The organism is Polaromonas sp., assembly GCF_012927485.1.
GTDB lineage: Bacteria > Pseudomonadota > Gammaproteobacteria > Burkholderiales > Burkholderiaceae_C > Polaromonas.
Genome location: NZ_JABBPC010000013.1, coordinates 102474 through 125505, shown reverse-complemented (window position 1 = coordinate 125505; position 23032 = coordinate 102474). Strand labels below are relative to the sequence as shown.

Below are 23032 nucleotides of genomic sequence, written 5' to 3'. Positions count from 1 at the left end.
GATCATCTGTCGCTCGCTGGTGCTGGCACCAGCAAAACCGGGCTATCGAGCGTCTTCGAAGTCGCTGTCGATTGCCTCGGGTTCCTGAGGCGGTTTGACTATCAGCACGGGCACCGGCGCGTCATGCAGCAGCGTTTGCGCAACCGAACCGTTGAGCGCGCTGCGCAGCAGGCCTCGGCCGCGCGTGCCCATGATGACCAAGTCGCAGCCGTACTGCTCAATCAGTTCCAGCACGGCGTGGGCCGGATCACCCGACACGACCTCGGTTTCGCAGGCAATACCAGCATTCTGCAACAGCGCGAGCGCGGACTGCAGCGCGTCTTCGCCTGCGGCGTGGCTCACGTTCTCCAGCACTTCGGGATCAGGCGCAGTGACGATTTCATACAGGTTGGCCGCTTCCTGCACATTGACCAGCAAAAAATTGGCCTGCAGTCCTTCGCTGACCAGCCGCAGCGCAAAACGCACTTCGTGCAGTGACAGTTCGGTGCCGTCAATGGGCAGAAGAATTTTCATCAGGTATTCCTTGTTAAAGACGGGTAATGGCCAGTGAGCGACAACGGCTGACCAGACGCTTGGAAAGCTCTATTGGTCGTTCTGTCGGCTATCTACTTTGCAGGATCTTACCTACCCCGAGAGTGCTTGGGTTTTTGGCGCGGCCATGCTTGCGGTATCGTTACCGTATGACCGCCCCACCCAACCACCCTGCAGCCTCCCGCTTTGACTCCGTGGACGCCCTGCGCGGTGCGGCGATCGTCTGGATGACTGCGTTTCACTTCTGCTTTGACCTGAATCACTTTGGTTACCTGAAACAAAACTTTTATGCCGACCCGTTCTGGACTTGGCAGCGCACGGCGATTGTCAGCCTGTTTCTTTTTACAGCCGGCCTTGGGCAGTCGATCGCCGTGCAACGGGGTCAGGGCTGGCCGCGTTTTTGGCGCCGCTGGGGCCAGGTGGCGGGGTGCGCGTTGCTGGTCACAGCAGGCTCTTACTGGATGTTTCCACAAAGCTTTATTTATTTTGGGGTATTACACGGCATGGCTGTGATGCTCCTCATCGTGCGCTTCACGGCTGGCTGGGGCGGCTGGCTATGGGTTCTGGGAGGGGCGGCAGTTGCGATGCAATTTGTAGCTGGTTACGCGCATTCCGCCTGGGCCGGAGTCGATTTTCTGAACCAAAACACATTTAACTGGCTGGGTCTGATTAGCCGTAAACCCAACACCGAGGACTATGTGCCGCTGATTCCCTGGCTGGGGGTCATGTGGTTCGGCATGGCGACCGGCACCTGGGCGTTGCAGCACCGGCCTCAATGGTTCCGACACGACGGAGGTGCGGTGACTCGTCCGCTGGCGTGGTTAGGCCGCTGGAGTTTGAGTTATTACCTGCTGCACCAACCCGTTCTGATCGGGCTGCTCATGATCGTGGGTGCGCTGAAATAGCGTCAACCTGAAAGAAGAAGTGCGGCCCAAGCCCTTTTTTGAAGCCCGCGCTTAAAACATAGGCAGCATCGCACAAGCCCCGCCCCGCCTCGGTTTTTCGCTTTTCCAAGTGTCTCATCAACAAACTTGTCCACACGAAGCAAGGACAACTTTCGCGCCAACAAAATACTGGCTGCGATGAACGGCGGTGCCCTACAACGTTGGAAAATGAAACTAAAAAGACCGGGAGCATGGCGCCGGAGGGCGTGAATGCCAGCATTGAGTCCTTGGACCGCGTGGGCTGGCCAAACCCGCCAAGCCTGAAGTCACTGTTTCCCCGACGCTGTCTTTGACGGCATGGCCGGGCGACGGCTCCATCCAAGGCCGCAAAATCGCGCTATTGATGGCGCCTGGCGTGGACGGCGAATTGGTCTTGCAGGTGCAGGAAGCGTTGTTGGCTAAAGGAGCGGTGCCGTGTCTGGTGGGTCCGCGCATCGGGCTTGTCGCCACTGCGGACGGTGGCGCGCTCACGGCAGAGGTGTCGCTCGAAAACGAAGCCGGTTTCCTGTTTGATGCGCTGGTGTTGCCGGATGGCAAGGCAGGCGTCGAAGCGCTGGCCAAGGAGGATCACACGATGGAGTTCATCAAGGACCAATACCGCCACTGCAAAGCGCTACTGGTACTGGGCGCCTCGAAGGGGTTGCTTGATAAAGCTGGCGTGCCCACCACGCTGCCGGACGGTAGGCCAGACACTGGCTTGATCATCGCGGCAGCTGGTTCTGGCCGCACGGCCGAAGTCACTCAAACGTTTATTGCAGCCGCGGCGTTGCATCGGCACATGAAGCGGGAAACCGATCCGCCGAGGGTATGAATCCTTTAGCGCCATAAAAAAAACGGCCGAGGCCGTTTTTTTTATGAGCTTAGATTTCTCACTATTCCACTTTGGCTTTTTTACGCAGTTCTTCCTGGAAAGCCCCAAGCTTTTGCTGCAACATCTGCTGAGCGATTTGCGGCTTGACTTCCTCGAACGCTGGCAACTTGGCCGCCCGCACGTCGTCTACCCGGATGATGTGATATCCAAATTGCGTTTTTACGGGCGTATCCGTCGTCTGGCCCTTGTTCAGCTTCAGCAACGCCGCGCTGAACTCAGGTACATAGCTTGAAGGATTGGCCCAATCAAGGTCACCGCCTTTAGCGCCAGAGCCGGTATCTTTGGATTGCTTTTTCGCAATGTCTTCAAATTTTCCACCTTTTTTCAGGCTGGCAATAATGGCCTTCGCCTCGGCTTCTTTCTCGACCAGAATGTGATGAGCTTTGTATTCCTTGCCGCCGTTGGCCGCCGCGAATTTGTCGTACTCCGCTTTGAGTTCGGCATCAGTCACCGGATTTTTTTTCTGGTAGTCGGTAAACAGTTCCCGAATCAAAATCGCCTGGCGGGCCAGTTCCATCTGCGCCTTGAAGTCGTCGCTGGTGGACAGGCCCTGTTTTTCGGCTTCCTGCACGAATACTTCGCGCGCGATGACTTCCTCGCGCAACTGACCTTCCATCTCGGGCGTGACCGGACGGCCAGAGCGAGCCACTTGTTGCGCCAGCGCATCCAGACGAGTCTTGGGCACCGCTTTGCCATTGACGATGGCCAGATTCTGGGCGAGGGCACCCTGCGCACCCAGTACTAGTAAGCCTGCAACGGCGGTTGCCAGGAAAAATTGTTTCTTCATGATTTTCTTGAATTCCTTTGGTGGTGTGGGGAGTTGATTACGATTGGCAATTGGGTTGCCGTTTTGCGGCAAATCAATGGGTCTCAGGGCGATTCAATGATTTCAATGACCAAGGCGTGAAGGCCCTGATCAATGAAATTTTGAAGTGAATCATACACAAGCCGGTGTCGCGCCACGCGGCTTTTGCCGACAAATTGCGGACTCGCAATACGGACGCGAAAATGCGAGCCGAAACCCTGAGCATTAGCACCACTGTGGCCCGCATGGGCGGCGCTTTCGTCTAGCACTTCCAGCAGCGTCGGCTGGAGCCGATCCGTCAGCTGCTGCTCGATCTCGGTTGCGCGAACAGGTCGGAGCATCCTACCATTTCCTCCAAGGCCTGCACCTATGCTTCCGCTCATGGCGTGGTGCCCGGTTTGATGTGTTTATTCAGGTAAACCGCCTGAATAAACACAAATAGCAGCATCAGACCCAAACCACCAAAAAGTTTGAAGTTGACCCAGGTACTGGTCGGAAAGTTAAAGGCCACCCATAGATTAAGAAATCCCATGAGGATAAAAAACGCAACCCAGCTGAAATTCACGGTGCGCCAGACAGTATCCGGCAGGATCATCTGCGCGCCCATTAATGACTTGATGCCGTTCTTCTTGAGTACCAATTGGCCAACCAGCAATGCGCCGCCCATAACCCAGTACAGCACCGTCGGTTTCCATTTGATGAAGCTTTCGCTGTGGAAGTAAATGGTGGCGCTGCCCAGCACGGTGACGAGTGCCAGGCTGACCCAAAGCATGGCATCAATTTTTCGGCCACGGGCCTTTAGCCAGAGAATCTGCGCAAGCGTAGCGACGATCACCACTACCGTCGCCAGCAGAACGGGCGCTTCAGTCAAACCAACCACGCCACCCGACACCATAAAACCCAGCCAGTCCGTGGCGATGCTGGCGGCCCAGTCTTTGTGGCCTTCGGCATACTTGAACATGCCAAAAAAAAGGGCAATCGGCAAAAAATCGAACAAAATTTTCATGGTGTGATTATGGCGGAGCTGTAGGTCGCGAGCGGACCTGTGGGCCAAACAAAGCAACCTGTGGTCTCGCCAACAAAGATCTAAGCCCTCAGGGCTGCGTGATACGCAAAAAACTCTGCGCCTTTTTTAACGCGGCTTGAAGTCCAGCGAGGCGGAGTTCATGCAGTAGCGCAATCCGGTGGGGGTAGGTCCATCGGGGAATACGTGGCCAAGGTGCGCACCGCAGTTTGCGCAGACGGTTTCAGTGCGGGTCATGCCATGCGCCCGGTCAACATGCTCTTCAATCGCGCCGACCTTGACTTCCTCGGAGAAGCTGGGCCAGCCACAGCCTGCATCGAATTTGGTAGATGAGTCAAAAAGCTCGGCGCCGCAACACATGCAGCGGTAGCTTCCGCTTACCTGGTTTTTATCGTATTTTCCCGTAAATGGGCGCTCAGTGGCGGCATGACGGGTGACCTCGAAGGCGCCCGCCTCCGCTTTTTTCTCTGCTAACAAAGCCTGCCATTCGGCATCGGTTTTCTGAATTTTGGTGCTCATGATTAGGGGAGTCCTCGCGGGTTGAAAGAAAAGCAGCGCTACGAGCTGCAACTGATTTCTATGGAAGCCGCCCAGTCGGGCGGAAAGTCGGCAAGGTGCTCGTGGTCAGGGTGTTCAGCAAATGGGGTCTGCAGGACGGTCAACAAGGTATGGATGCCGGAAAAGTCTTTTAGTTTCGCGGCGCGTATGGCTTCCTCGCCAAGATGATTGCGCAGTACAAACTTCGGGTTGTTTTTAAGCATCAAATCGGCCCTTGGCGCTGGGTCTTCTTGGCCGATCCGCTCTGAATACTGCTGCGCCCAAGTAGTGAAGGACTCTTGATCGAAAAACAGATCGCGCACCGGTTCGTGACCACTTTGCGGGGTAAAACCGCTCAAGCGGCGCCAGAAAATGGTGTAGTCCACCTTGTTGCTGGCGAGTAGTCTGAAGGTGTTTTCTATGAGCTGCTTGTCTTGCGGTTGCTCATCGCTCAGGCCTAGCTTGTTGCGCATTTTGGCTTCCAGCGCCTTGGGGAAAACGGTTTTATACGATTCGAGGGCGGCCAACGCCTGGTCTTGGTCGTCTATCAGCGGCAGCAAAGCCTGCCCCAGACAAAACAGGTTCCAGTAGGCGATGTTGGGTTGCCTGTTATAGGCGTAGCGGCCCTGGGTGTCGGAATGGTTGCAGATGTGGGCGGGATCGAATGCATCGAGAAACTGGAACGGGCCGTAATCGATGGTCAAACCCAAAATGCTCATGTTGTCGGTATTCATGACACCGTGGCAAAACCCCACCGCTTGCCAGGCCGCCATGAGGTGCGCTGTGCGTTCGCTGACCGCTTCAAGGAGCGCCGCATAGGGCTGCTTTGCTTCACGGCAAGCGGGGTAAAACCGGTCGATGACGTAGTCGGCCAGCATTTTGAGCTGGGTCTGCTGGCCGGAGTAACTGAAGTGCTCGAAATGGCCGAAGCGGATAAAGCTGGGTGCGGTGCGCGTCACGACGGCAGCGGTTTCCATTTCTTCGCGCCGCACCAGGGCATCCGAGCCCGTGACACACAAGGCTCGGGTGGTCGGAATGCCCAAGCCATGCATGGCTTCTGAGCACAAAAACTCGCGAATAGAGCTGCGCAGCACGGCGCGGCCGTCTCCCATGCGCGAGTAGGGCGTGCTGCCCGCGCCTTTGAGTTGGATTTCCTGCGGTCCCTGCGAAGTTTGGATCTCTCCAAGCAACAGCGCCCGGCCATCCCCCAATTGCCCGGCCCACATGCCGAATTGGTGGCCGCTATAAACGCTGGCCAGGGGGTGGGAACCGGCCAGCACCTGGTTGCCAGTTAGCGCTGCAAGTGCCTCGCTGGACTCAAGCCAATGGTCTCCTAGCCCAAGTTCACGCGCAAGGGCTTGGTTGCGCCCCATCCAATAGGGGGACGGCATGGGTTGAGGCTGAAGTTCCGTATAGAAATCAGGGCCCAAGCGGGCAAAACTGTTATTCCATTTCAGACCCGGTTCGGCAAAATTCAGCGCAGCAGGTGGGTTGTCGGTGGCAGCGGTCATAGCAATATTGTGCTATCGCGCCAACAGCCCTGCGCGGACGAGGTTAAGTCGTTTCGGAGTCGGGTAAATGAATGTCGCCAAGGTGGCGCAACTACGGATTTTCCCGAGGCAGGCGGGGCGGTAGGCACTGTACTATCCACGCACAAGATATTCGAATTTAAAAGCACGCCTATCCGGGCAAGAAAGGGAGTAATCGATGTTAGGTTTGATGCAAAACCAGCCACTGCTGATCTCGTCATTGATCGAATTCGCGGCACGCCATCATGGCGACGCGGAAATCGTGTCGCGCCGTGTGGAAGGCGACATGCATCGCTACACCTATAAGGATGCCGCTCATCGGTCGCGCCAGGTCGCCAATGCCCTGGATGCGCTGAAGCTTGGTTTTAGCGACCGCGTGGCCACGCTGGCGTGGAATGGGTACCGGCACTTCGAACTTTACTATGGAGTCAGTGGCTCGGGCCGGGTGCTTCACACCATCAATCCCCGCCTGCATTCCGACCAGATTGCATGGATCGCCAACCACGCAGAAGACCAAGTACTGTGTTTTGATCTGAGCTTCTTGCCGCTGGTGCAGGCTGTGCACAGCAAGTGCCCCACCATCAAGCACTACATTGCGCTCTGCGATGCGGACAAACTTCCCGTCGATTCGGGTATTCCCAATCTTTTAAGCTACCAAAGCTGGATCAATGCGCAATCTGGCGACTACATTTGGCCTAGTTTTGATGAGAACACCGCTTCGAGCATGTGTTACACCAGCGGCACTACCGGGAATCCCAAGGCGGCGTTGTACAGCCACCGCTCCAGCACCTTGCATGCTTATGCGGCGGCACTGCCCGATGTGATGTGCATATCGGCGCGCGATGCCATCCTGCCTGTCGTGCCCATGTTTCACGTCAACGCCTGGGGCATTCCCTACTCGGCGGCGCTCACCGGCGCCAAGTTGGTGTTTCCGGGTCCAGCGCTGGATGGCAAGTCGGTTTACGAACTGATCGAAGCGGAAAAGGTGACCTACGCAGCGGGCGTGCCCACCGTCTGGCAAATGCTTTTGACGCATATGAAACCAGCCGGTCTGCGGTTTTCCACACTGCGCCGCACGGTTATTGGCGGCTCGGCCTGCCCCCCCGCCATGATCAAGGCCTTCAATGACGACTATGGCGTGGAAGTGCTGCATGCCTGGGGCATGACGGAAATGAGTCCTCTGGGCACGCTCTGCACACTCAAAAACAAGCATGACGTCCTGTCCGCTGAAGAAAAAATGAAGATCCGACTCAAACAGGGGCGGGTCATTTACGGTGTCGACATGAAAATCGTCGACCAGGCTGGCAAGGAACTCCCTTGGGATGGGAAAACCTATGGCGATCTTTACGTCAAGGGTCCGTGGATCCTGCGTGAGTACTACAAGGGCGAGGGCAGTGACCCCCTGGTCGATGGCTGGTTCCCCACCGGTGACGTAGCGACCATTGACGCGGATGGTTATATGCAGATCACCGACCGCAGTAAAGATGTCATCAAATCGGGCGGCGAGTGGATCAGCTCCATCGACATTGAAAACATTGCTGTGGCGCATCCGGCCGTGGCCATGGCGGCGTGTATCGGCGTCGCGCATCCCAAGTGGGATGAGCGACCCATCATCGCCGTGGTCAGGAAGCCGGGCATGGAAGTCACACGCGATGAACTCATCAAGTTCTACGAGGGCAAGACAGCCAAATGGCAAATACCTGATGACGTGGTGTTCGTCGATGTGATGCCGATGGGCGCCACCGGCAAGATGCTGAAAACCAGGCTGCGGGAACTGCTGAAAGACTACAAGCTGCCAATCTGAATCTGCAACGAGTCACCCACGTGATAGTCAGAGGGTGTTCTAGGGGCAATCCCTGATCTGTGCGGTGAACAAAACTTGTACGCTCAAGCGTCAATAAACGAAGGAGACATGCAATGAGGTTTGCTCTGAAATTTTTAGTGGTAGGGGTGATGCTGGCTGGTGCATCGATGGTTTATGCCCAAAAGGGCGAAACCGTCAAAATCGCCATGATCGAAGGTCTATCGGGACCTTTCGGGAACGTGGGTCAGAACCAGCTGAAAAGCTGGCAGTTCATTTCTGACCAGCTTAGCGGCGCCAAGAATGTGGCGGGTGTCAAATTCGAGATTGTGGGCATCGACAGCAAGAACTCCCCTCAGGAAGCACTCAATGGACTGAAGTCTGCGATTGACCAGGGGATTCGTTACGTCGCTCAGGGCAATGGGTCGGCGGTGGCTTTGGCGCTGGCAGACGCTATTGCTAAACACAATGAGCGTAACCCTGGTAAAGAAGTTGTTTTTCTGAATTACGCAGCGGTTGATCCTGCATTGACCAATGAGAAGTGTTCCTTCGCTCATTTTCGGCTGGATGCAGACACCTCCGAGAAAATGGAAGCCTTGACCTCCTTCATGAAGGATCAGCCCAAGGTCAAAAAGGTGTATTTGCTGAACCAGAATTACTCGCACGGCCAGCAGGTTGCCAAGTATTTCAAGGAAGGTCTGGCCCGCAAGCGTCCAGACGCCAAGATCGTAGGGGAAGATTTGCATCCTTTCGGGCAAGTGAAAGACTTTGCACCCTACGTGGCAAAAATCAAAGCGTCAGGTGCAGATACATTGGTCACGGGCAATTGGGGGCAGGACATGACCCTGCTGGTCAAGGCGATTACCGAGGCTGGCTTGAAGATTCCAATTTATGCCTATTACGCAGGCGTGTCAGGCACACCGACTGCGCTTGCGGCGGCGGGTGACATTGAGGTTTACCAGATTGCCTACAACCACTCCAACTACACCGGAGAGCTCGGCACCCTCATGAGAGAGTTCAAAAAGAAGTACAACGACGATTTTTACACTTTCTCTATTTATAACGGTATTGTCCTGTTGTCCGAAGCCATGAAAAAAGCCAAGTCGACCGATCCCATGAAGGTGGCTTCAGCCATGGAAGGCTTGACATTCAAGGGCTTCAACGGCGAATCGCAAATGCGCAAATCGGACCATCAGATGCAACAAGGCCTGTTCATCTCGAAATGGCAAAAGGTGGATGCCAAAAACAGCTACAGCGTCGAGAACACCGGCTATACCTTTGCACCGGTTAAATACCTGGACTCCTATATCGCAAGTACCCCGACCAGCTGCCAAATGAAGCGCCCTTGATTGGCTGTTGCAGACCACTTGGCGCCCGGGTGGCTGCAGCTTCAACTGGCCTTTTATATCGTCTTGCCGACACGTTTAGGACAAGTCGTGACAGGCTCCTTTTTTAAAGCGGCTGGACCAAGCCGCTGATTTGATGGGTACCGCATGGAGTTTTTCACTATTTCGCTCTTGAACGGGCTGAGCTACGGTCTGCTGTTGTTTATGCTGAGTTCGGGCCTTACGCTGATTTTCAGCATGATGGGCGTGCTGAACTTTGCGCACGCCTCCTTCTATATGTTGGGCGCCTACTTTGGCTATACAGTCACCAGTCTGGTGGGCTTCTGGCCCGCGTTGATCATCTCCCCTTTGCTGGTCGGCGTGATTGGCGCGGTGTTCGAGAAATTCTGCCTGCGTCGTGTCCACAAATTTGGTCACGTTCCTGAACTGCTCGTCACTTTCGGTTTGAGCTACATCGTGGTGGAGCTGGTACAACTTGTATGGGGTCGTATCGCCGTCGACTACCGAGTGCCTGAGGCCTTGAAAGGTCCCTTATTTACGCTCTATGGAACACAGTTTCCGATGTACCGCGGATTCATGATGCTGGTAGCGCTTTTTATGTTGTTGGCGATCTGGTTGCTGCTGACTCGGACCCGTATCGGACTGGTGATCCAGGCCGCTTTGACCCATCCAGAGACGGTGGAGGCGCTTGGCCATAATGTGCCACGCGTATTCATGCTGGTATTTGGCGGTGGTGCGGCACTGGCCGGTTTGGCCGGTGTGATTGGTGGCAACGCCTTTGTGACAGAACCCGGCATGGCCGCCGCGGTTGGTTCGGTGATTTTCGTGGTCGTGGTGGTCGGTGGTATGGGTTCGCTGGCCGGAGCGTTTCTGGCCTCTGTGTTGATTGGCGTTATCCAGACGTTTGCAGTCGCCGTGGACAGCTCCCTGGTAAGTGCCGCTGCAGGGCTTGGGTTGACCGTGTCGCCAGAAACATTCGGCTACGCGGTATTGAAGCTGAAGATCAGTCAGATCGCGCCGATCCTGCCTTACCTGTTTCTGGTGCTGATGTTGACGTTCCGGCCCAAGGGTCTTCTGGGTACCAGAGAGGGCTAGTCATGGGATCCAATTTTTACCCCCTCAAGCGTCTGAATATTGGACGCCTCATGATCTGGAGCCTTTTTGCACTGTTGTTAGTGCTGGTGCCGCTGGTCTTCACCAGCAGCCTGAGCCAGACCATCCTGTCGCAAATGGGCATCGCCATCATTGTTTGTCTGAGCTACAACATGCTCTTGGGGCAGGGCGGCATGCTGAGCTTCGGACATGCGGTGTACTCAGGGCTGGGCGCATTTATCGGCATTCATACCTTGAATTTGGTCAGCCAGGGGCGGCTGCCATTGCCTGTCAGCCTGATCCCGTTGGTGGGTGGCTTGGCCGGCCTGCTGTTTGCCGTAATTTTGGGCTGGGTCACCACCAAAAAGGCCGGGACTACCTTTGCCATGATCACCTTGGGCATCGGTGAACTCGTCTGGGCCATGTCGCTCATGTTCCCCGAGTTTTTCGGTGGTGAGGGAGGCGTTTCGGGCAATCGCGTCACGGGCCCCCACCCGCTGGGTATTACTTTTGGCCCCCAAATTCAGTTGTACTACCTGATAGCGGTATACACCTTCATCTGTACCGGCTTGATGTTTGCATTTACCCGCACGCCGCTGGGTCGCATGTTGAACGCCGTGCGAGACAACCCGGAGCGGGTTGAATTTGTCGGTTACGACACTCAAAAAATACGTTACGTCTCTTTCGTCATCGCCGGCTTTTTTGCCGGCATTTCTGGTGGCCTGGCAGCGCTAAATTTCGAAATCGTTACCTCCGAGGTGGTGAGCGGTTACCGTTCCGGCGCCTATCTGTTGTTCACCTTTTTGGGCGGTGCGACTTTTTTCTTTGGTCCCATCATTGGTGCAGTGCTGATGGTGCTGGCGTTTGTCTTGTTGAGTGAGTTCACCAAGGCCTGGCTGCTCTACCTTGGACTGGTGTTTTTGTTCATGGTCATGTTTGCACCCGGCGGCTTTGCCAGCCTGATCATGATGAACGTTCGGGTCGCTGCTTTTGGGAAACTCAAACCGCTCTGGAGTAATTATCTGGCGTTGCTGGTTACCGGCTTCACCGCTTTTGTTGGCGCGGCGGTGATGATTGAAATGCTTTACCACTTGCAGCTTGATGCGGCCCTCGGCTCGCAGCTTCACTTCATGGGCCTGGAGCTCAACGCGTTCGCTGTGGGTACTTGGGCGACCGCTGCCGCGGTGATGTTGGTGGGCCTGGGGTTTTTTGAGATGGCTCGCCGGAGTTTTGCCCTGAAATGGGGCGAAGCGCAGGCATCGATAGAAAATGAAATCAAAAGGAGGGAGGCCCTGTGAGCGCAGCACCACAGTACGCACTGGAACTCAAAGACCTTCGCAAAAACTTTGGAAAAACCGCCATCATTCGGGGGGCTAATCTGGCAGTCAAACCCGGGGAGCGGGTGGCAATCATTGGTCCTAACGGCGCTGGTAAATCGACCTTGTTCAACCTGATCAGCGGGCGGTTTGAACCCAGCAGTGGGGAGGTGTTGCTCAACGGTCAGGTCATCAATGGCAAAAAACCTTTTGAAATTAATCGGCTCGGTCTGTCGCGCAGCTTTCAGATTACGAATATTTTTCCAAAGCTCAGCGTATTTGAAAATTTGCGCTGTGGTGTCCTCTGGAGCTTGGGCTACAAATACACCTTCTTCAAGTTTCTTGCGGATCTGGATGATGCCAACGCGCGCGCCGATGAGTTGATGGCCATGATCAAGCTCGACAGAAAGCGTGACGTACTCGCCATCAATCTGACTTATGCGGAACAACGCGCCCTTGAGATCGGCATCACCATCGCGGGCGGTGCCAGCGTCATCCTGCTAGACGAGCCCACCGCAGGCATGAGTCGCTCTGAGACCAGCCGCTTCATCAGCTTGATCAAGGAAGTTACCATCGGCAAGACCTTGCTCACCGTAGAGCATGACATGGGTGTGGTATTCGGTCTTGCGGACAAGATTGCCGTAGTGGTTTACGGCGAAATCATCGCGTATGACAGCCCCGAAGCAGTGCGGGCCGACCCGCGTGTTCAGGAGGCCTATCTGGGCTCCCCGGTTGCGGACCAGCAAGCAGGGCAACACTAACCATGCTGTCTATAAAAGATCTACATGCCTTCTACGGCAAAAGCCATGTACTGCATGGTGTCTCGTTTGATGTGCGTCCTGGCGAAATTGTGGCTTTACTCGGTCGCAACGGCTCTGGCCGATCCACTACCGCGAAGGCGATCATGGGACTGGTTCATTGCCAAGGCTCTATTCACTGGAAAGCAGCCAAGTTTGCCGGAGAAATTGTCGGTAAAAAGGCCTACCAGATTGCCCATCTTGGCATCGGCTACGTGCCAGAAAACCGCGATATCTTTCCAAAACTTACCGTGCATCAAAACTTGATATTGGGGCAAAAAGGTTCAGCAAAGGGAGCGCGCTGGTCGTTCAATGACATGTACGCGATGTTCCCTCGGCTTGAAGAGCGCCAGAACATCGAAGCAGGCGTTCTGTCGGGTGGCGAACAGCAAATGCTCACGCTCTGTCGCACCCTGATGGGCGACCCGGACCTCATCATCATTGACGAACCCACCGAGGGCCTTGCGCCCAAAGTGGTGGAACTGGTGGGCCAATATCTGCAAACCCTGAAAGCTAAAGGCATCTCCGTGCTCTTGATTGAGCAGAAGCTGACTATTGCCATGGCCATTTCTGACCGGGCGCTCGTGATGGGACACGGCAGCATCGTGTTTGATGGCACACCTGACGGCCTGCGCGCCGACGCCTACATTCGAAAAGAATGGCTCGAAGTGTAAAAAAGTACCTGGACTTGTCCCGCCCGGGACAAATTGGGGCGTATTGCGAACGGAATAACTTATGCGCAGCCATGGAGCCCCCTACAATTATTAATAGAACGGTCGTACTATTTATCGTCAGTGAATGCAAGTGTCCGCATCCCAGGCCCATGCAAATCAATCTTCAAAACTGAAACTTGAATCAAGGAAAGAAAGCCTCAATGACTACCCTCTACGAAGTTCACGGCACCGTGGCGCTTATCACTCTGAGTAATCCGCCCGTCAATGGGCTTGGTTATGCCACCCGCTTAAGTGTCACTGAAAGCCTGCAGAAAGCTAACGCAGATACCGGTGTCAAATCGATTGTGATCACTGGCGCAGGCAAAGCCTTTTCTGGCGGCGCCGACATCAAGGAATTTGGATCACCCAAGGCGTTGCAGGAACCCAACCTTCACAGTGTCATTTTGGCGATTGAAAACTCATCCAAACCAGTGGTTGCCGCGATTCATTCGGTCTGCATGGGTGGCGGCCTCGAGTTGGCGCTCGGCTGCCACTACCGCATTGCCGCACCGGGCTGCAGTGTGGCGTTGCCCGAAGTGAAGCTGGGTCTGCTGCCGGGAGCGGGCGGTACCCAGCGTCTGCCACGCGCCGTGGGTGTTGAGCCGGCGCTGAACATGATTGTGAGCGGAGAGCCTGTCAAGAGCGAGTTGCTGGCCCAAATCCCCGGTCAAAAGCTGTTCGACAAAATGGCCAAGTCGGCTGAATCTTTGGCTGAAGAAGCGCTGGCGTTTGCTCAGGCGATTGCAGACACCCGTCCCCTGCCGCTGGTACGCGATCTGCCTTGCAAACATCGCAACGGAGATGCCTACTTTCAGTTCGCGCGCAACATGGTCAAGGGCATGTCCAAAAACTTCCCGGCACCGCTCAAGTGCGTGGATGCGGTGGAAGCTGCGACCAAGCGGAAATTTGAAGATGGCCTGCTGTTTGAGCGCGAGCTTTTCATTAACCTGATGTGGACGTCCGAAAGCCGCGCACTGCGCCATATCTTTATGGCCGAGCGGGCTGCCTCCAAGATACCCGACGTGCCGGCTGACACGCCAAAGCGCGAGATCAAATCGATCGCCGTGATTGGCGCCGGAACCATGGGCGGCGGCATTTCCATGAATTTCCTCAACGCGGGCATTCCGGTCAAGATACTGGAAATGAAGCAGGAAGCCCTGGACCGCGGTATCGCCACGATTCGCAAAAATTACGAATCTCAGGTCAAGAAAGGCAAGCTCAAGCAGGACAAGTACGAGCAGCGCATGAGCCTGCTCAGCACCACCCTGAGCTACGACGACTTGAAAGACGCTGACATGGTGATCGAAGCCGTGTTTGAGGAAATGGGCGTCAAGGAAAAAGTGTTTACTGAATTGGATCGTGTCATGAAGCCCGGCGCCATCCTGGCATCCAACACCTCCACGCTGGATGTGAACAAGATCGCCTCCTTTACCAAGCGTCCCGCAGACGTCGTGGGACTGCACTTTTTCAGTCCGGCCAACATCATGAAGCTGCTCGAAGTAGTTCGCGGCGAGAAGACGGCCAAAGACGTCATGGCGACGGTCATGGCAGTGGCCAAGAAAATTCGTAAAACGGCCGTTGTGTCTGGGGTGTGCGACGGTTTTATCGGCAACCGCATGATCGAGCAGTACGGCCGGCAGGGCGGATTTTTGCTAGACGAGGGGTGCACTCCGTCGCAAGTGGACAAGGCGATTGAGAAATTCGGTTTTGCGATGGGACCGTTTCGGATGGGAGACCTCGCTGGTAACGACATTGGCTGGGCTATCCGCAAGCGCCGCTACCAGGAAAAGCCAGGTATGAAATACAGCAAAACGGCCGATTTGTTATGCGAAAAAGGCCGTTTCGGTCAAAAAACCGGGGCGGGTTGGTATGACTATGTGGCCGGCAAGCGCGACGCTATTCCTAATGAAGAAGTCGTCAAGATGATCGAAGAGCACCGCAAGTCATTGGGCGTCACTCCACGCAAAATTTCAGACGAAGAAATTGTCCAGCGGCTGGTGTATTCCCTGGTGAACGAGGCAGCGCATATATTGGAGGAGGGCATTGCTTCCAAGGCCAGCGACATCGACATGGTGTATTTGATGGGCTACGGTTTTCCTATTTACCGCGGCGGTCCTATGAACTATGCCGATCAGGTCGGCCTCTTCAACGTGGTGCAGGCGATGCACCGCTTTGCACAGAATCCGCTAGACGACGCCAACTTCTGGAAGCCCGCACCGTTGCTGGCCAAACTCGCCGCCGAAGGCAAGACCTTTAATTGATTCACGCTTACCGACTCCGGAGATTTCCATGACCATCGCTGTAATTGTTTCCACCGCCCGCACCCCTCTGGCCAAGAGCTGGAAGGGTTCCTTCAACATGACACATGGCGCTACTTTGGGTGGCCATGCCGTTCAGCATGCAATTGCCCGCGCCGGCATCGACGCTGCAGAAGTTGATGACGTGATCATGGGTTGCGCAACGCCTGAAGGCGCTACGGGCGCCAATATTGCTCGCCAGATCGCGCTGCGAGCGGGCTGTCCGGTCACCGTGTCCGGCATGACCGTCAACCGTTTTTGTTCCTCCGGCTTGCAAGCCATTGCTTTGGCCTCTCAGCGCGTGATCGCCGGCGAAGCCGATATTTACGTCGCCGGGGGCGTGGAGAGCATTTCCTGTGTCCAGCAGGAAATGAATACCCACATGCTGCGTGAAGACTGGCTTTCCAAAAACAAGCCTGAAATTTACTGGAACATGCTCCAAACGGCCGAGCAGGTTGCCAAGCGCTACAGTATTTCACGCGATCGCATGGACGAATACGGCGCCGGCAGCCAGCAAAAAGCCACTGCGGCGCTAGCCGCAGGACTATTTGAGGCCGAGATCGCACCGATCACGGTGACGGCCGGTGTGGCCGACCCCGTCATGGGCCTGACCACGAAGCAGGTCACCGTGAGCAAGGACGAAGGCATCCGGGCCGGTACCACTAAGGAAGGCATCAGCGGGTTGCGCTCGGCGCTTCCCGGGGGCCTTGTTTCAGCCGGGAACGCCAGTCAGTTTTCCGATGGCGCCGGTGCTGTGGTCGTCATGGACGAAAAAGTTGCCGAGAAAAAAGGGCTTATGCCGCTGGGACGTTTCCTCGGTTTCGCCGTTGCGGGTTGCGAGCCCGATGAGATGGGCATTGGCCCGGTGTTCGCCATTCCCAAAGTGTTGGCCAAACTGGGTTTGAAAGTCAGTGATATTGACCTCTGGGAACTGAATGAAGCATTTGCCGTTCAAGTGCTGTATTGCGCCGACAAGCTTGGCATTCCGATGGACAAGCTGAACGTCAATGGCGGCGCGATTGCCGTCGGCCATCCGTATGGCGTCACCGGCCAGCGCCTGACGGGCCATGCGCTGATTGAAGGCAAGCGCCGCGGCGCGAAGCGTGTTTGCGTGACCATGTGCATTGGCGGCGGCATGGGCGCAGCCGGCATTTTCGAAGTCCTTTAAGCCGCTTGCCAAGGCCATGAACGATTCCCTGCTGCTCCAGAAAGGGCAGGCTATTCTGGCCCTGCAGCCTTTCAGCGTCCTCATCGGCGCCGAGCTCCATGCCCTGTCAACCGGGCACTGTGAAATGCAGGTGCCGATCACCGAAAAAATCCTGCAGCAATACGGTTTTGTTCACGGCGGCGTCGTGAGCTACGCCGCTGACAATGCGCTCACCTACGCCGGCGGAACGGCCCTCGGCGGGGCGGTGGTGACGTCTGAATTCAAGATCAATTACGTCAGGCCGGCCATCGGCGAGCGGCTGATTGCGCGCGCCCAGGCCGTGTATGCGGGAAGTTCGCAGGCGGTCTGCCGCTGTGATGTGTTTGTGATGGTGAATGGCGAAGAGAAACTCTGCGCTGTTGCTCAGGGCACGATTGCCCGCTTGCCGGGCAAGGAAACAGCTAAATAATCCCTCGGGAGATTGAACCGCACCATGAACCTCCGGCCCACCCTCGATTTTTTGCTCTACCAGTGGCTCGATGCCGAGTCGCTGAATCAGCGGGCTCGCTTTGCCGACCACAGCCGTGAAACCTTTGATGCCGTTTTTGACACCTGCGAACGCATTGCCCGCGAAAAATACGCGCCGTTCAACCGCATCGTTGACACCCAAGAGCCGCACTTTGACGGTGAAAAAGTCATCTTGCCTCGGGCCACGCACGAGGCTCAAAAAGCCTATGCGGCTTCAGGAATGCTAAGTGCTGCACAGGACTACGACATGGGCGGCATGCAATTGCCCTATACCGTAGAAGCCGCTGCCAACGCGTTTTTTGCCATGGCTTCGGTCAGTATCGGCTCCGGCATGCTGACGACGGGCAATGCCAATTTGCTGATGGTGCACGGCACTGAGGCGCAGAAGACGGTGTTCGCCAAGAATGAGTTTTCTGGACGCTTTTCCGGCACCATGTGTCTGTCAGAACCGCAGGCTGGTTCCTCGCTCAGCGATGTGACGACCCGCGCCGTACCCGACGGTACTGATTTCGAAGCCGACCCGCTGGGCCCACGTTATCGGCTCAGGGGCAACAAGATGTGGATTTCGGCTGGTGAACACGAGCTGACTGAAAATATCATTCACTTGGTGCTCGCCAAAATACCTGGGCCCGATGGCAAACTGATTCCGGGCACGCGCGGAATTTCGTTGTTTATCGTGCCCAAAAAACTGGTGGACAGCAGCGGTGCGCTCACTGGCGTTCGCAACGATGTCGCGCTGGCAGGGTTGAACCATAAGCTGGGCTGGCGGGGCACCACCAACACGCTGCTGAATTTTGGTGAAGGTAAATACCCGGTGAACGGAGAAGCCGGGGCCGTCGGCTACCTGGTAGGCAAGCCGCACGAAGGTCTGCGCTGTATGTTTCATATGATGAATGAAGCACGCATTGGCGTCGGGACAGCCGCCACCATGCTGGGACTGGCGGGGTATTACGCTTCGCTTGATTATGCGAAAAACCGCCCGCAGGGTCGCCCCATCGGACCCGGCGGCAAGGACCCGGCTCAACCGCAAATCCGGATCATCGAGCACGCTGATGTCAAGCGAATGCTGCTGGCGCAAAAGTCATACTGCGAGGGCGCATTAGCGCTCGAGTTGTACTGCGCCCGCCTGGTCGACGAGCAGCACACAGCCGAGCCGCAGGTCGCAGACGACGCGCGTTTGCTGTTGGAAGTGCTCACACCGATCGCCAAAAGCTGGCCCAGCGAATGGTGCCTTGAGTCCAATTCCCTGGCGATTCAGGTGCATGGCGGGTATGGCTACACGCGCGACTTTCCGGTCGAGCAGTACTGGCGCGATAACCGATTGAACATGATTCACGAAGGCACTCACGGCATTCAGGCGATGGACCTGCTGGGGCGCAAGGTGCTGATGGAACATGGCAGAGGACTCGCGCTGCTCGCAGCGCGTGTCAACGCCACCCTCCAACGTGCAACTCAGGTGCCGGAGCTCGCTGCGTATGCCGGCGCACTGGCGCAAGCCTGGCAACAGGTTGGCAGTGCCACCAAGGCCGCCTGGATCACCGGCGACTCTAGCGACGCACTTGCCAATGCAGTCCCTTATATGCAGGGCTTCGGCCACACCGTGCTGGCCTGGATCTGGCTGGAGGTGGCGCTGGCCGCACTTAAGGCAGATGCTACCCAGTCGATAGCTTCTACGCTAGGAATACTGGGTGCTACCCGCTATTTCTATCACTACGAATTGCCCAAAATTGAGGCCTGGTTTAACGTGGTTGAAGCGCGTGACCGCACCTGCGCCGACTTGCCCGAGGAGGCTTTTTAGTGGGGGTTTTAAAGCCGCCTTCCAAGGCGGTTTCTGGTACGGCTCTGGCCCGCTTGCAAGGGGTAATCTGGGTACTGATTTATGCCGGCCTGCTGGCGCTGGTTCTGGGAATAGTGGTGGACCGCGCGGACGAAGACGATGGCCAGACCCTCATGGTAGCGGGCGCGCTGGTCGCTGCGGTCGGCTTTGGGCTGATTTATTTACGCTCAAAAATAAGAGGGTGACGCATGATCAAACACATCGTCATGTGGAATCTTTTCGACGCTGCGGATGCGCCACGTTTCAAGGCCCAGCTGGACACCTGCAATGCACTGGTTCCGGGCATGGTCGAGTTTGAAGTCGCCATCAGGACAGTCGGGTTAGAAGCCAATTGTGATGTTGTGCTTTACTCCGTGTTCGAGAACAGCGCCGCACTGGCGGCTTATCAAAATCACCCGCATCATCAGCATGTTAGCGGCGCCTTGGGCACCCTGCGCGAGATCCGTAGCGTGCTTGATTATGAAATTTAGCAACAACATAAATGGAGACTTCCCATGACCCGTACGATTCAGCAACTGTTTGATCTCAAAGGAAAAACCGCACTCGTCACGGGCGGGTCGCGTGGCCTTGGCTTGCAACTCGCGCAGGCCTTAGGCGAAGCGGGCGCCAAAGTCATGCTGAGTTCGCGCAAGGCTGAGGACCTGATCGAATCGGCCGCCGAGCTGAAATCCGCTGGCATCGAGGTTGATTGGATTGCCGCCGACTGCTCTAAAGAAGCCGATATTCGCGCACTGGCCGATGAAACCATCAAGCGTTTCGGGCACGTGGATATCCTTGTCAACAACGCGGGAGCGGCCTGGGGGGCGCCGGCTGAAGATCACCCGGTGGAGGCCTGGGATAAGGTCATGAACCTCAATATCCGCGGGTATTTCATTCTCTCGCAACAGATTGCCAAACACAGCATGATCCCGCGCAAGTCAGGCCGCATCATCAACGTCGCGTCTATTGCAGGTCTGGGTGGGAACCCGCGCGAGATGACCACGATTGCCTACAACACGTCCAAAGGTGCGGTGGTCAACTTTACCCGGGCATTAGGCAGTGAATGGGGCGCTTACAACATCACCGTGAACGCCATCTGCCCCGGCTTTTTCCCCAGCAAGATGACGATGGGCACGCTCAAGGCGATGGGCGAAGACAAACTCACCGCACACGCACCACTGGGTCGTTTGGGCGATGACGAAGATCTCAAGGGCCTTTGCGTGCTGTATGCCTCAGACGCAGGCAAGCACATCACCGGCCAGTGGCTGGCGGTGGACGGCGGCGTCTCCGCAGTGACTGGCGGTTGAGCGGGAAAGCTGGATGACCTTCCTGAACTTTGGTACAGAAATACCTTTTGTCAGTCACCTCGGCTTTGCGCTGGAGTTGTTTGATGGCGGTCAATCAACCATTGGCTACACGCCAAAGTCCGAGCACCTGAATTCCTTCGCGGTCACGCATGGCGGCGCCATCATGACGCTTCTGGATGTCACCATGGCTGTGGCCGCGCGCAGCGTCCAGAAGGATATGGGCGTCGTCACCATTGAAATGAAGACCAGCTTCATGCAACCTGCGCCGGGCGACGGTAGCAAACTCACGGCGAAGGGGCGACTGATGCACCGAACCGCCACACTGGCTTTTACCGAAGCCACGCTTTACGATTTACAAAATCGGGCTTGCGCCCACGCGACGGGAACGTTCAAATACGTAAGACGCTTGGCGACAGGACCCAAAAGTGCGAATGCGCTGAGCGCGCCCGTCAGTCCCATTCCGACTGACTGATGTATTGTTTAACCGCTGACTCGTTTTCTAGCCCCAGAAAGACGGCCATTATTTGCTATTCATAAATAGCGTTTATTGCCGTTATAGAAGTCCCAAACCCATCTCAGGAGATTCACATGCCCGCTAATCAACAAATTCTTCTCGACAACCGCCCCACCGGTGAAGCGGTCGCCAGCAACTTCAAGCAGAGGTCCAGCGAGACCCCGGCGTTGCAGGATGGCGAGGTGCTGGTGCGGCACCACTTCCTGAGCCTTGATCCCTATATGCGCGGTCGCATGAACGAGTCGAAGAGTTATGCCGTGCCTCAGCCTCTGGGTGAAGTCATGCAGGGCGGCACCGTTGGCGAAGTGGTGGAAAGCCGCTCACCCGCGTTTCAGCCTGGCGACAAGGTGGTCGGCATGGGCGGGTGGCAGCAATTCAGCGTGGTAAAGGCAGAGCAGCCGGGCGCCTTGCGCAAAGTCGACACCACCCATGTGCCGCTGTCCCACTATTTGGGCGCGGTCGGCATGCCGGGGGTGACTGCCTGGTATGGGCTGGTGAAAATCATCGAGCCCAAGGCAGGCCAGACCGTCGCGGTGAGTGCCGCTACCGGCGCCGTGGGCAGTGCCTTCGCGGCGCTGGCGAAAGCACGCGGCTGCCGCACGGTCGGAATTGCGGGCGGCCCTGAGAAGTGCAAATATGGGGTCGACGAACTGGGTTTTGACGCTTGTATCGACTACAAATTGCACAAAGATGCAGCGTCCCTGTCTAACGCGCTCAAGGAAGCCTGCCCGGATGGCATCGACGGCTACTTCGAGAACGTCGGCGGCATGGTGCTTGACGCCGTGCTTTCGCGGATGAATGATTTTGGCCGCATTGCCGTGTGCGGCATGATCGCCGGCTACGACGGAAAACCGCTGCCCATCACGCAACCGGCACTGATTTTGCAGAGCCGTCTCCGGTTGCAAGGCTTTATTGTCAGCGAGCACATGGAAATATGGCCGGAGGCCCTCAAGGAACTCGGCACGCTGGTCGCTCAAGGCAAGCTGCGGCCACGCGAAACGGTGGCGGTTGGTCTGGCAGCCGCGCCTGAAGCCTTTCTGGGGTTGCTGAAAGGCAAAAACTTCGGCAAGCAACTGGTCAAACTTATTTAGCTTTGTAATCCGAGGTCGCCGTGGGCGCTAGCGATGTGGTCCTGAACCATCCCGAGTCACTGGTCGTCTATAACCTTCACCAGGAGAGAGCTTCATGACCGCGTTGATCCTTCATCACTACCCGACCTCGCCCTTTGCAGAGAAAACCCGTTTGATGTTGGGCTATAAAGGCCTTCCCTGGAAGTCGGTGCTGATCCCGATGATTAGTCCCAAGCCGGACGTGGTGGCGCTTACCGGGGGCTACCGCAGAACGCCAGTATTGCAAATCGGTGCTGACATTTATTGCGACACAGCCTTGATTGCCGACGTTTTAGAACATCTTCAGCCTGAACCCACGCTGTATCCCGAGCCCTGCAAGGGGATGGCGCGGACGCTTGCTCAGTGGGCTGACAGCACGTTGTTTTGGACCTCCATGGCGTTCAATATGCAACCGAAAGGCCTGGCCCAGATATTTGGCAATGCGCCGCCCGATGCGGCCAAGGCTTTCGGTGAAGACCGCCGTGCCATGAGTTCGGGCATGACACGCCTGCGTCCACTGGATGCCGCTGCAGCCTACAAGTCCTACCTGCGACGCCTATCGGACATGCTTGATGACTGGCCGTTTTTGCAAGGCGATGTGCCGTGCATCAGCGACTTTGCGATGTACCATCCGCTGTGGTTCACCCGCGTGCGCACGCCCGCGCTCGCCAACATTCTCAACGCCACACCGGCCGTGCTGGATTGGATGGAGCGCATGGCCGCCATCGGCCACGGCGCAATGGAAAAGTTCAGCGCATCAGGGGCGATTGCTGTCGCGGCGGCGTCGGTGCCGGCTCCGTTGCATGACGATATTTTTCAGGATGACCACGGCATCCCGCTCGGCAGTCAAGTGAGCGTAACCGCCGAAGTGTTCGGTCCCGAGCCTACCGTGGGCGAACTTGTCGCCGCCACTCGCATGCATTACACCTTGCGCCGCACCGACGAGCGCGCTGGTACGGTTCATGTGCATTTCCCGCGAGTAGGCTATTCGTTGAAGGCCGTTTGACG

Annotated in this window: 24 protein-coding genes; 18 read left to right on the top strand and 6 right to left on the bottom strand. The window is 56.5% G+C overall.

Going from position 1 to position 23032, the window contains the following annotated elements; translation table 11 throughout:
* Window positions 1–42: 42 nt before the first annotated feature.
* Window positions 43–513: a universal stress protein gene (locus HHJ16_RS06600; RefSeq protein ID WP_293641734.1), complete on the bottom strand. Its 471-nt coding sequence runs from the start codon at window positions 511–513 to the stop codon at window positions 43–45.
* Window positions 514–680: 167 nt separating this feature from the next.
* On the opposite strand from HHJ16_RS06600, the gene HHJ16_RS06595 reads away from it, so the two are divergent.
* On the top strand, window positions 681–1436 hold the full coding sequence (locus tag HHJ16_RS06595; protein ID WP_293641732.1) for a heparan-alpha-glucosaminide N-acetyltransferase: 756 nt from the start codon (window positions 681–683) through the stop codon (window positions 1434–1436).
* A gap of 328 nt (window positions 1437–1764) precedes the next feature.
* Window positions 1765–2286, top strand: coding sequence for a DJ-1/PfpI family protein (locus HHJ16_RS06590; protein ID WP_293641730.1), 522 nt, complete (start codon window positions 1765–1767; stop codon window positions 2284–2286).
* 61 nt (window positions 2287–2347) lie between these two features.
* On the opposite strand, the gene HHJ16_RS06585 is transcribed toward HHJ16_RS06590, so the two are convergent.
* The 5 genes from HHJ16_RS06585 to HHJ16_RS06565 form a co-directional block, all read right to left on the bottom strand.
* Entirely contained in the window at window positions 2348–3133 is a 786-nt protein-coding gene (locus HHJ16_RS06585) for a peptidyl-prolyl cis-trans isomerase (protein WP_293641728.1), read from the bottom strand.
* Window positions 3134–3216: 83 nt separating this feature from the next.
* Window positions 3217–3492 (bottom strand): BolA family protein, encoded by a 276-nt coding sequence (locus HHJ16_RS06580; RefSeq protein WP_293641726.1) that lies wholly within the window; start codon window positions 3490–3492, stop codon window positions 3217–3219.
* A 38-nt stretch (window positions 3493–3530) separates the two neighbouring features.
* Window positions 3531–4157 (bottom strand): septation protein A, encoded by a 627-nt coding sequence (locus tag HHJ16_RS06575; RefSeq protein ID WP_293641724.1) that lies wholly within the window; start codon window positions 4155–4157, stop codon window positions 3531–3533.
* Window positions 4158–4283: 126 nt separating this feature from the next.
* Window positions 4284–4694 carry a peptide-methionine (R)-S-oxide reductase MsrB gene (gene msrB / locus HHJ16_RS06570; RefSeq protein WP_293641722.1) on the bottom strand — a complete coding sequence of 137 codons (411 nt, stop codon included), beginning with the start codon at window positions 4692–4694 and terminating at the stop codon, window positions 4284–4286.
* Window positions 4695–4732: 38 nt separating this feature from the next.
* Entirely contained in the window at window positions 4733–6223 is a 1491-nt protein-coding gene (locus HHJ16_RS06565; protein ID WP_293641720.1) for a protein adenylyltransferase SelO, read from the bottom strand.
* A gap of 196 nt (window positions 6224–6419) precedes the next feature.
* Between HHJ16_RS06565 and HHJ16_RS06560 the strand changes: the two genes are divergently transcribed.
* The 16 genes from HHJ16_RS06560 to HHJ16_RS06485 all read left to right on the top strand — a co-directional run bounded on the left by HHJ16_RS06560 (window position 6420) and on the right by HHJ16_RS06485 (window position 23030).
* Window positions 6420–8045, top strand: a complete 1626-nt coding sequence (locus HHJ16_RS06560; protein WP_293641719.1) for a 3-(methylthio)propionyl-CoA ligase — start codon at window positions 6420–6422, stop codon at window positions 8043–8045.
* A gap of 113 nt (window positions 8046–8158) precedes the next feature.
* Window positions 8159–9391: a branched-chain amino acid ABC transporter substrate-binding protein gene (locus HHJ16_RS06555; protein ID WP_293641718.1), complete on the top strand. Its 1233-nt coding sequence runs from the start codon at window positions 8159–8161 to the stop codon at window positions 9389–9391.
* Window positions 9392–9535: 144 nt separating this feature from the next.
* A complete protein-coding gene (locus tag HHJ16_RS06550) occupies window positions 9536–10483 on the top strand; it encodes a branched-chain amino acid ABC transporter permease (protein WP_293641717.1) in 948 nt (315 codons plus the stop codon).
* 2 nt (window positions 10484–10485) lie between these two features.
* Entirely contained in the window at window positions 10486–11778 is a 1293-nt protein-coding gene (locus HHJ16_RS06545) for a branched-chain amino acid ABC transporter permease (RefSeq protein ID WP_293641716.1), read from the top strand.
* Window positions 11775–12557 (top strand): ABC transporter ATP-binding protein, encoded by a 783-nt coding sequence (locus HHJ16_RS06540; protein WP_293641714.1) that lies wholly within the window; start codon window positions 11775–11777, stop codon window positions 12555–12557. The genes HHJ16_RS06545 and HHJ16_RS06540 overlap by 4 nt, the downstream gene beginning before the upstream one ends.
* A 2-nt stretch (window positions 12558–12559) precedes the next feature.
* Window positions 12560–13267 (top strand): ABC transporter ATP-binding protein, encoded by a 708-nt coding sequence (locus HHJ16_RS06535; protein WP_293641712.1) that lies wholly within the window; start codon window positions 12560–12562, stop codon window positions 13265–13267.
* Between the two features lie 200 nt (window positions 13268–13467).
* Window positions 13468–15567, top strand: a complete 2100-nt coding sequence (locus tag HHJ16_RS06530; protein WP_293641710.1) for a 3-hydroxyacyl-CoA dehydrogenase NAD-binding domain-containing protein — start codon at window positions 13468–13470, stop codon at window positions 15565–15567.
* Between the two features lie 28 nt (window positions 15568–15595).
* Entirely contained in the window at window positions 15596–16771 is a 1176-nt protein-coding gene (locus HHJ16_RS06525; RefSeq protein WP_293641708.1) for an acetyl-CoA C-acyltransferase, read from the top strand.
* A 16-nt stretch (window positions 16772–16787) separates the two neighbouring features.
* Window positions 16788–17219, top strand: coding sequence for a PaaI family thioesterase (locus tag HHJ16_RS06520; protein ID WP_293641707.1), 432 nt, complete (start codon window positions 16788–16790; stop codon window positions 17217–17219).
* A 24-nt stretch (window positions 17220–17243) separates the two neighbouring features.
* The gene (locus tag HHJ16_RS06515) at window positions 17244–19076 is read left to right on the top strand and encodes an acyl-CoA dehydrogenase (RefSeq protein WP_293641705.1); all 1833 of its coding nucleotides are present in this window, start codon (window positions 17244–17246) and stop codon (window positions 19074–19076) included.
* The gene (locus tag HHJ16_RS06510; protein WP_293641703.1) at window positions 19076–19300 is read left to right on the top strand and encodes a hypothetical protein; all 225 of its coding nucleotides are present in this window, start codon (window positions 19076–19078) and stop codon (window positions 19298–19300) included. The genes HHJ16_RS06515 and HHJ16_RS06510 overlap by 1 nt, the downstream gene beginning before the upstream one ends.
* Before the next feature lie 3 nt (window positions 19301–19303).
* Window positions 19304–19585 carry a Dabb family protein gene (locus HHJ16_RS06505; protein ID WP_293641701.1) on the top strand — a complete coding sequence of 94 codons (282 nt, stop codon included), beginning with the start codon at window positions 19304–19306 and terminating at the stop codon, window positions 19583–19585.
* A 24-nt stretch (window positions 19586–19609) separates the two neighbouring features.
* On the top strand, window positions 19610–20401 hold the full coding sequence (locus tag HHJ16_RS06500; RefSeq protein ID WP_293641699.1) for an SDR family oxidoreductase: 792 nt from the start codon (window positions 19610–19612) through the stop codon (window positions 20399–20401).
* Window positions 20402–20414: 13 nt separating this feature from the next.
* On the top strand, window positions 20415–20873 hold the full coding sequence (locus HHJ16_RS06495) for a PaaI family thioesterase (RefSeq protein ID WP_293641697.1): 459 nt from the start codon (window positions 20415–20417) through the stop codon (window positions 20871–20873).
* Between the two features lie 116 nt (window positions 20874–20989).
* Window positions 20990–22006 (top strand): NADP-dependent oxidoreductase, encoded by a 1017-nt coding sequence (locus tag HHJ16_RS06490; RefSeq protein WP_293641695.1) that lies wholly within the window; start codon window positions 20990–20992, stop codon window positions 22004–22006.
* A gap of 94 nt (window positions 22007–22100) precedes the next feature.
* Window positions 22101–23030, top strand: a complete 930-nt coding sequence (locus HHJ16_RS06485) for a glutathione S-transferase family protein (RefSeq protein ID WP_293641694.1) — start codon at window positions 22101–22103, stop codon at window positions 23028–23030.
* Window positions 23031–23032: the final 2 nt, after the last annotated feature.

Excerpts from the sequence above, each read along its gene's own strand:
- HHJ16_RS06600 (WP_293641734.1), bottom strand. The coding sequence starts at position 513 with ATGAAAATTCTTCTGCCCATTGACGGCACCGAACTGTCACTGCACGAA.
- HHJ16_RS06595 (WP_293641732.1), top strand. The coding sequence starts at position 681 with ATGACCGCCCCACCCAACCACCCTGCAGCCTCCCGCTTTGACTCCGTG.
- HHJ16_RS06585 (WP_293641728.1), bottom strand. The coding sequence starts at position 3,133 with ATGAAGAAACAATTTTTCCTGGCAACCGCCGTTGCAGGCTTACTAGTA.
- HHJ16_RS06580 (WP_293641726.1), bottom strand. The coding sequence starts at position 3,492 with ATGCTCCGACCTGTTCGCGCAACCGAGATCGAGCAGCAGCTGACGGAT.
- HHJ16_RS06575 (WP_293641724.1), bottom strand. The coding sequence starts at position 4,157 with ATGAAAATTTTGTTCGATTTTTTGCCGATTGCCCTTTTTTTTGGCATG.
- msrB (WP_293641722.1), bottom strand. The coding sequence starts at position 4,694 with ATGAGCACCAAAATTCAGAAAACCGATGCCGAATGGCAGGCTTTGTTA.
- HHJ16_RS06565 (WP_293641720.1), bottom strand. The coding sequence starts at position 6,223 with ATGACCGCTGCCACCGACAACCCACCTGCTGCGCTGAATTTTGCCGAA.
- HHJ16_RS06560 (WP_293641719.1), top strand. The coding sequence starts at position 6,420 with ATGTTAGGTTTGATGCAAAACCAGCCACTGCTGATCTCGTCATTGATC.
- HHJ16_RS06555 (WP_293641718.1), top strand. The coding sequence starts at position 8,159 with ATGAGGTTTGCTCTGAAATTTTTAGTGGTAGGGGTGATGCTGGCTGGT.
- HHJ16_RS06550 (WP_293641717.1), top strand. The coding sequence starts at position 9,536 with ATGGAGTTTTTCACTATTTCGCTCTTGAACGGGCTGAGCTACGGTCTG.
- HHJ16_RS06545 (WP_293641716.1), top strand. The coding sequence starts at position 10,486 with ATGGGATCCAATTTTTACCCCCTCAAGCGTCTGAATATTGGACGCCTC.
- HHJ16_RS06535 (WP_293641712.1), top strand. The coding sequence starts at position 12,560 with ATGCTGTCTATAAAAGATCTACATGCCTTCTACGGCAAAAGCCATGTA.
- HHJ16_RS06530 (WP_293641710.1), top strand. The coding sequence starts at position 13,468 with ATGACTACCCTCTACGAAGTTCACGGCACCGTGGCGCTTATCACTCTG.
- HHJ16_RS06525 (WP_293641708.1), top strand. The coding sequence starts at position 15,596 with ATGACCATCGCTGTAATTGTTTCCACCGCCCGCACCCCTCTGGCCAAG.
- HHJ16_RS06520 (WP_293641707.1), top strand. The coding sequence starts at position 16,788 with ATGAACGATTCCCTGCTGCTCCAGAAAGGGCAGGCTATTCTGGCCCTG.
- HHJ16_RS06515 (WP_293641705.1), top strand. The coding sequence starts at position 17,244 with ATGAACCTCCGGCCCACCCTCGATTTTTTGCTCTACCAGTGGCTCGAT.
- HHJ16_RS06505 (WP_293641701.1), top strand. The coding sequence starts at position 19,304 with ATGATCAAACACATCGTCATGTGGAATCTTTTCGACGCTGCGGATGCG.
- HHJ16_RS06500 (WP_293641699.1), top strand. The coding sequence starts at position 19,610 with ATGACCCGTACGATTCAGCAACTGTTTGATCTCAAAGGAAAAACCGCA.
- HHJ16_RS06495 (WP_293641697.1), top strand. The coding sequence starts at position 20,415 with ATGACCTTCCTGAACTTTGGTACAGAAATACCTTTTGTCAGTCACCTC.
- HHJ16_RS06490 (WP_293641695.1), top strand. The coding sequence starts at position 20,990 with ATGCCCGCTAATCAACAAATTCTTCTCGACAACCGCCCCACCGGTGAA.
- HHJ16_RS06485 (WP_293641694.1), top strand. The coding sequence starts at position 22,101 with ATGACCGCGTTGATCCTTCATCACTACCCGACCTCGCCCTTTGCAGAG.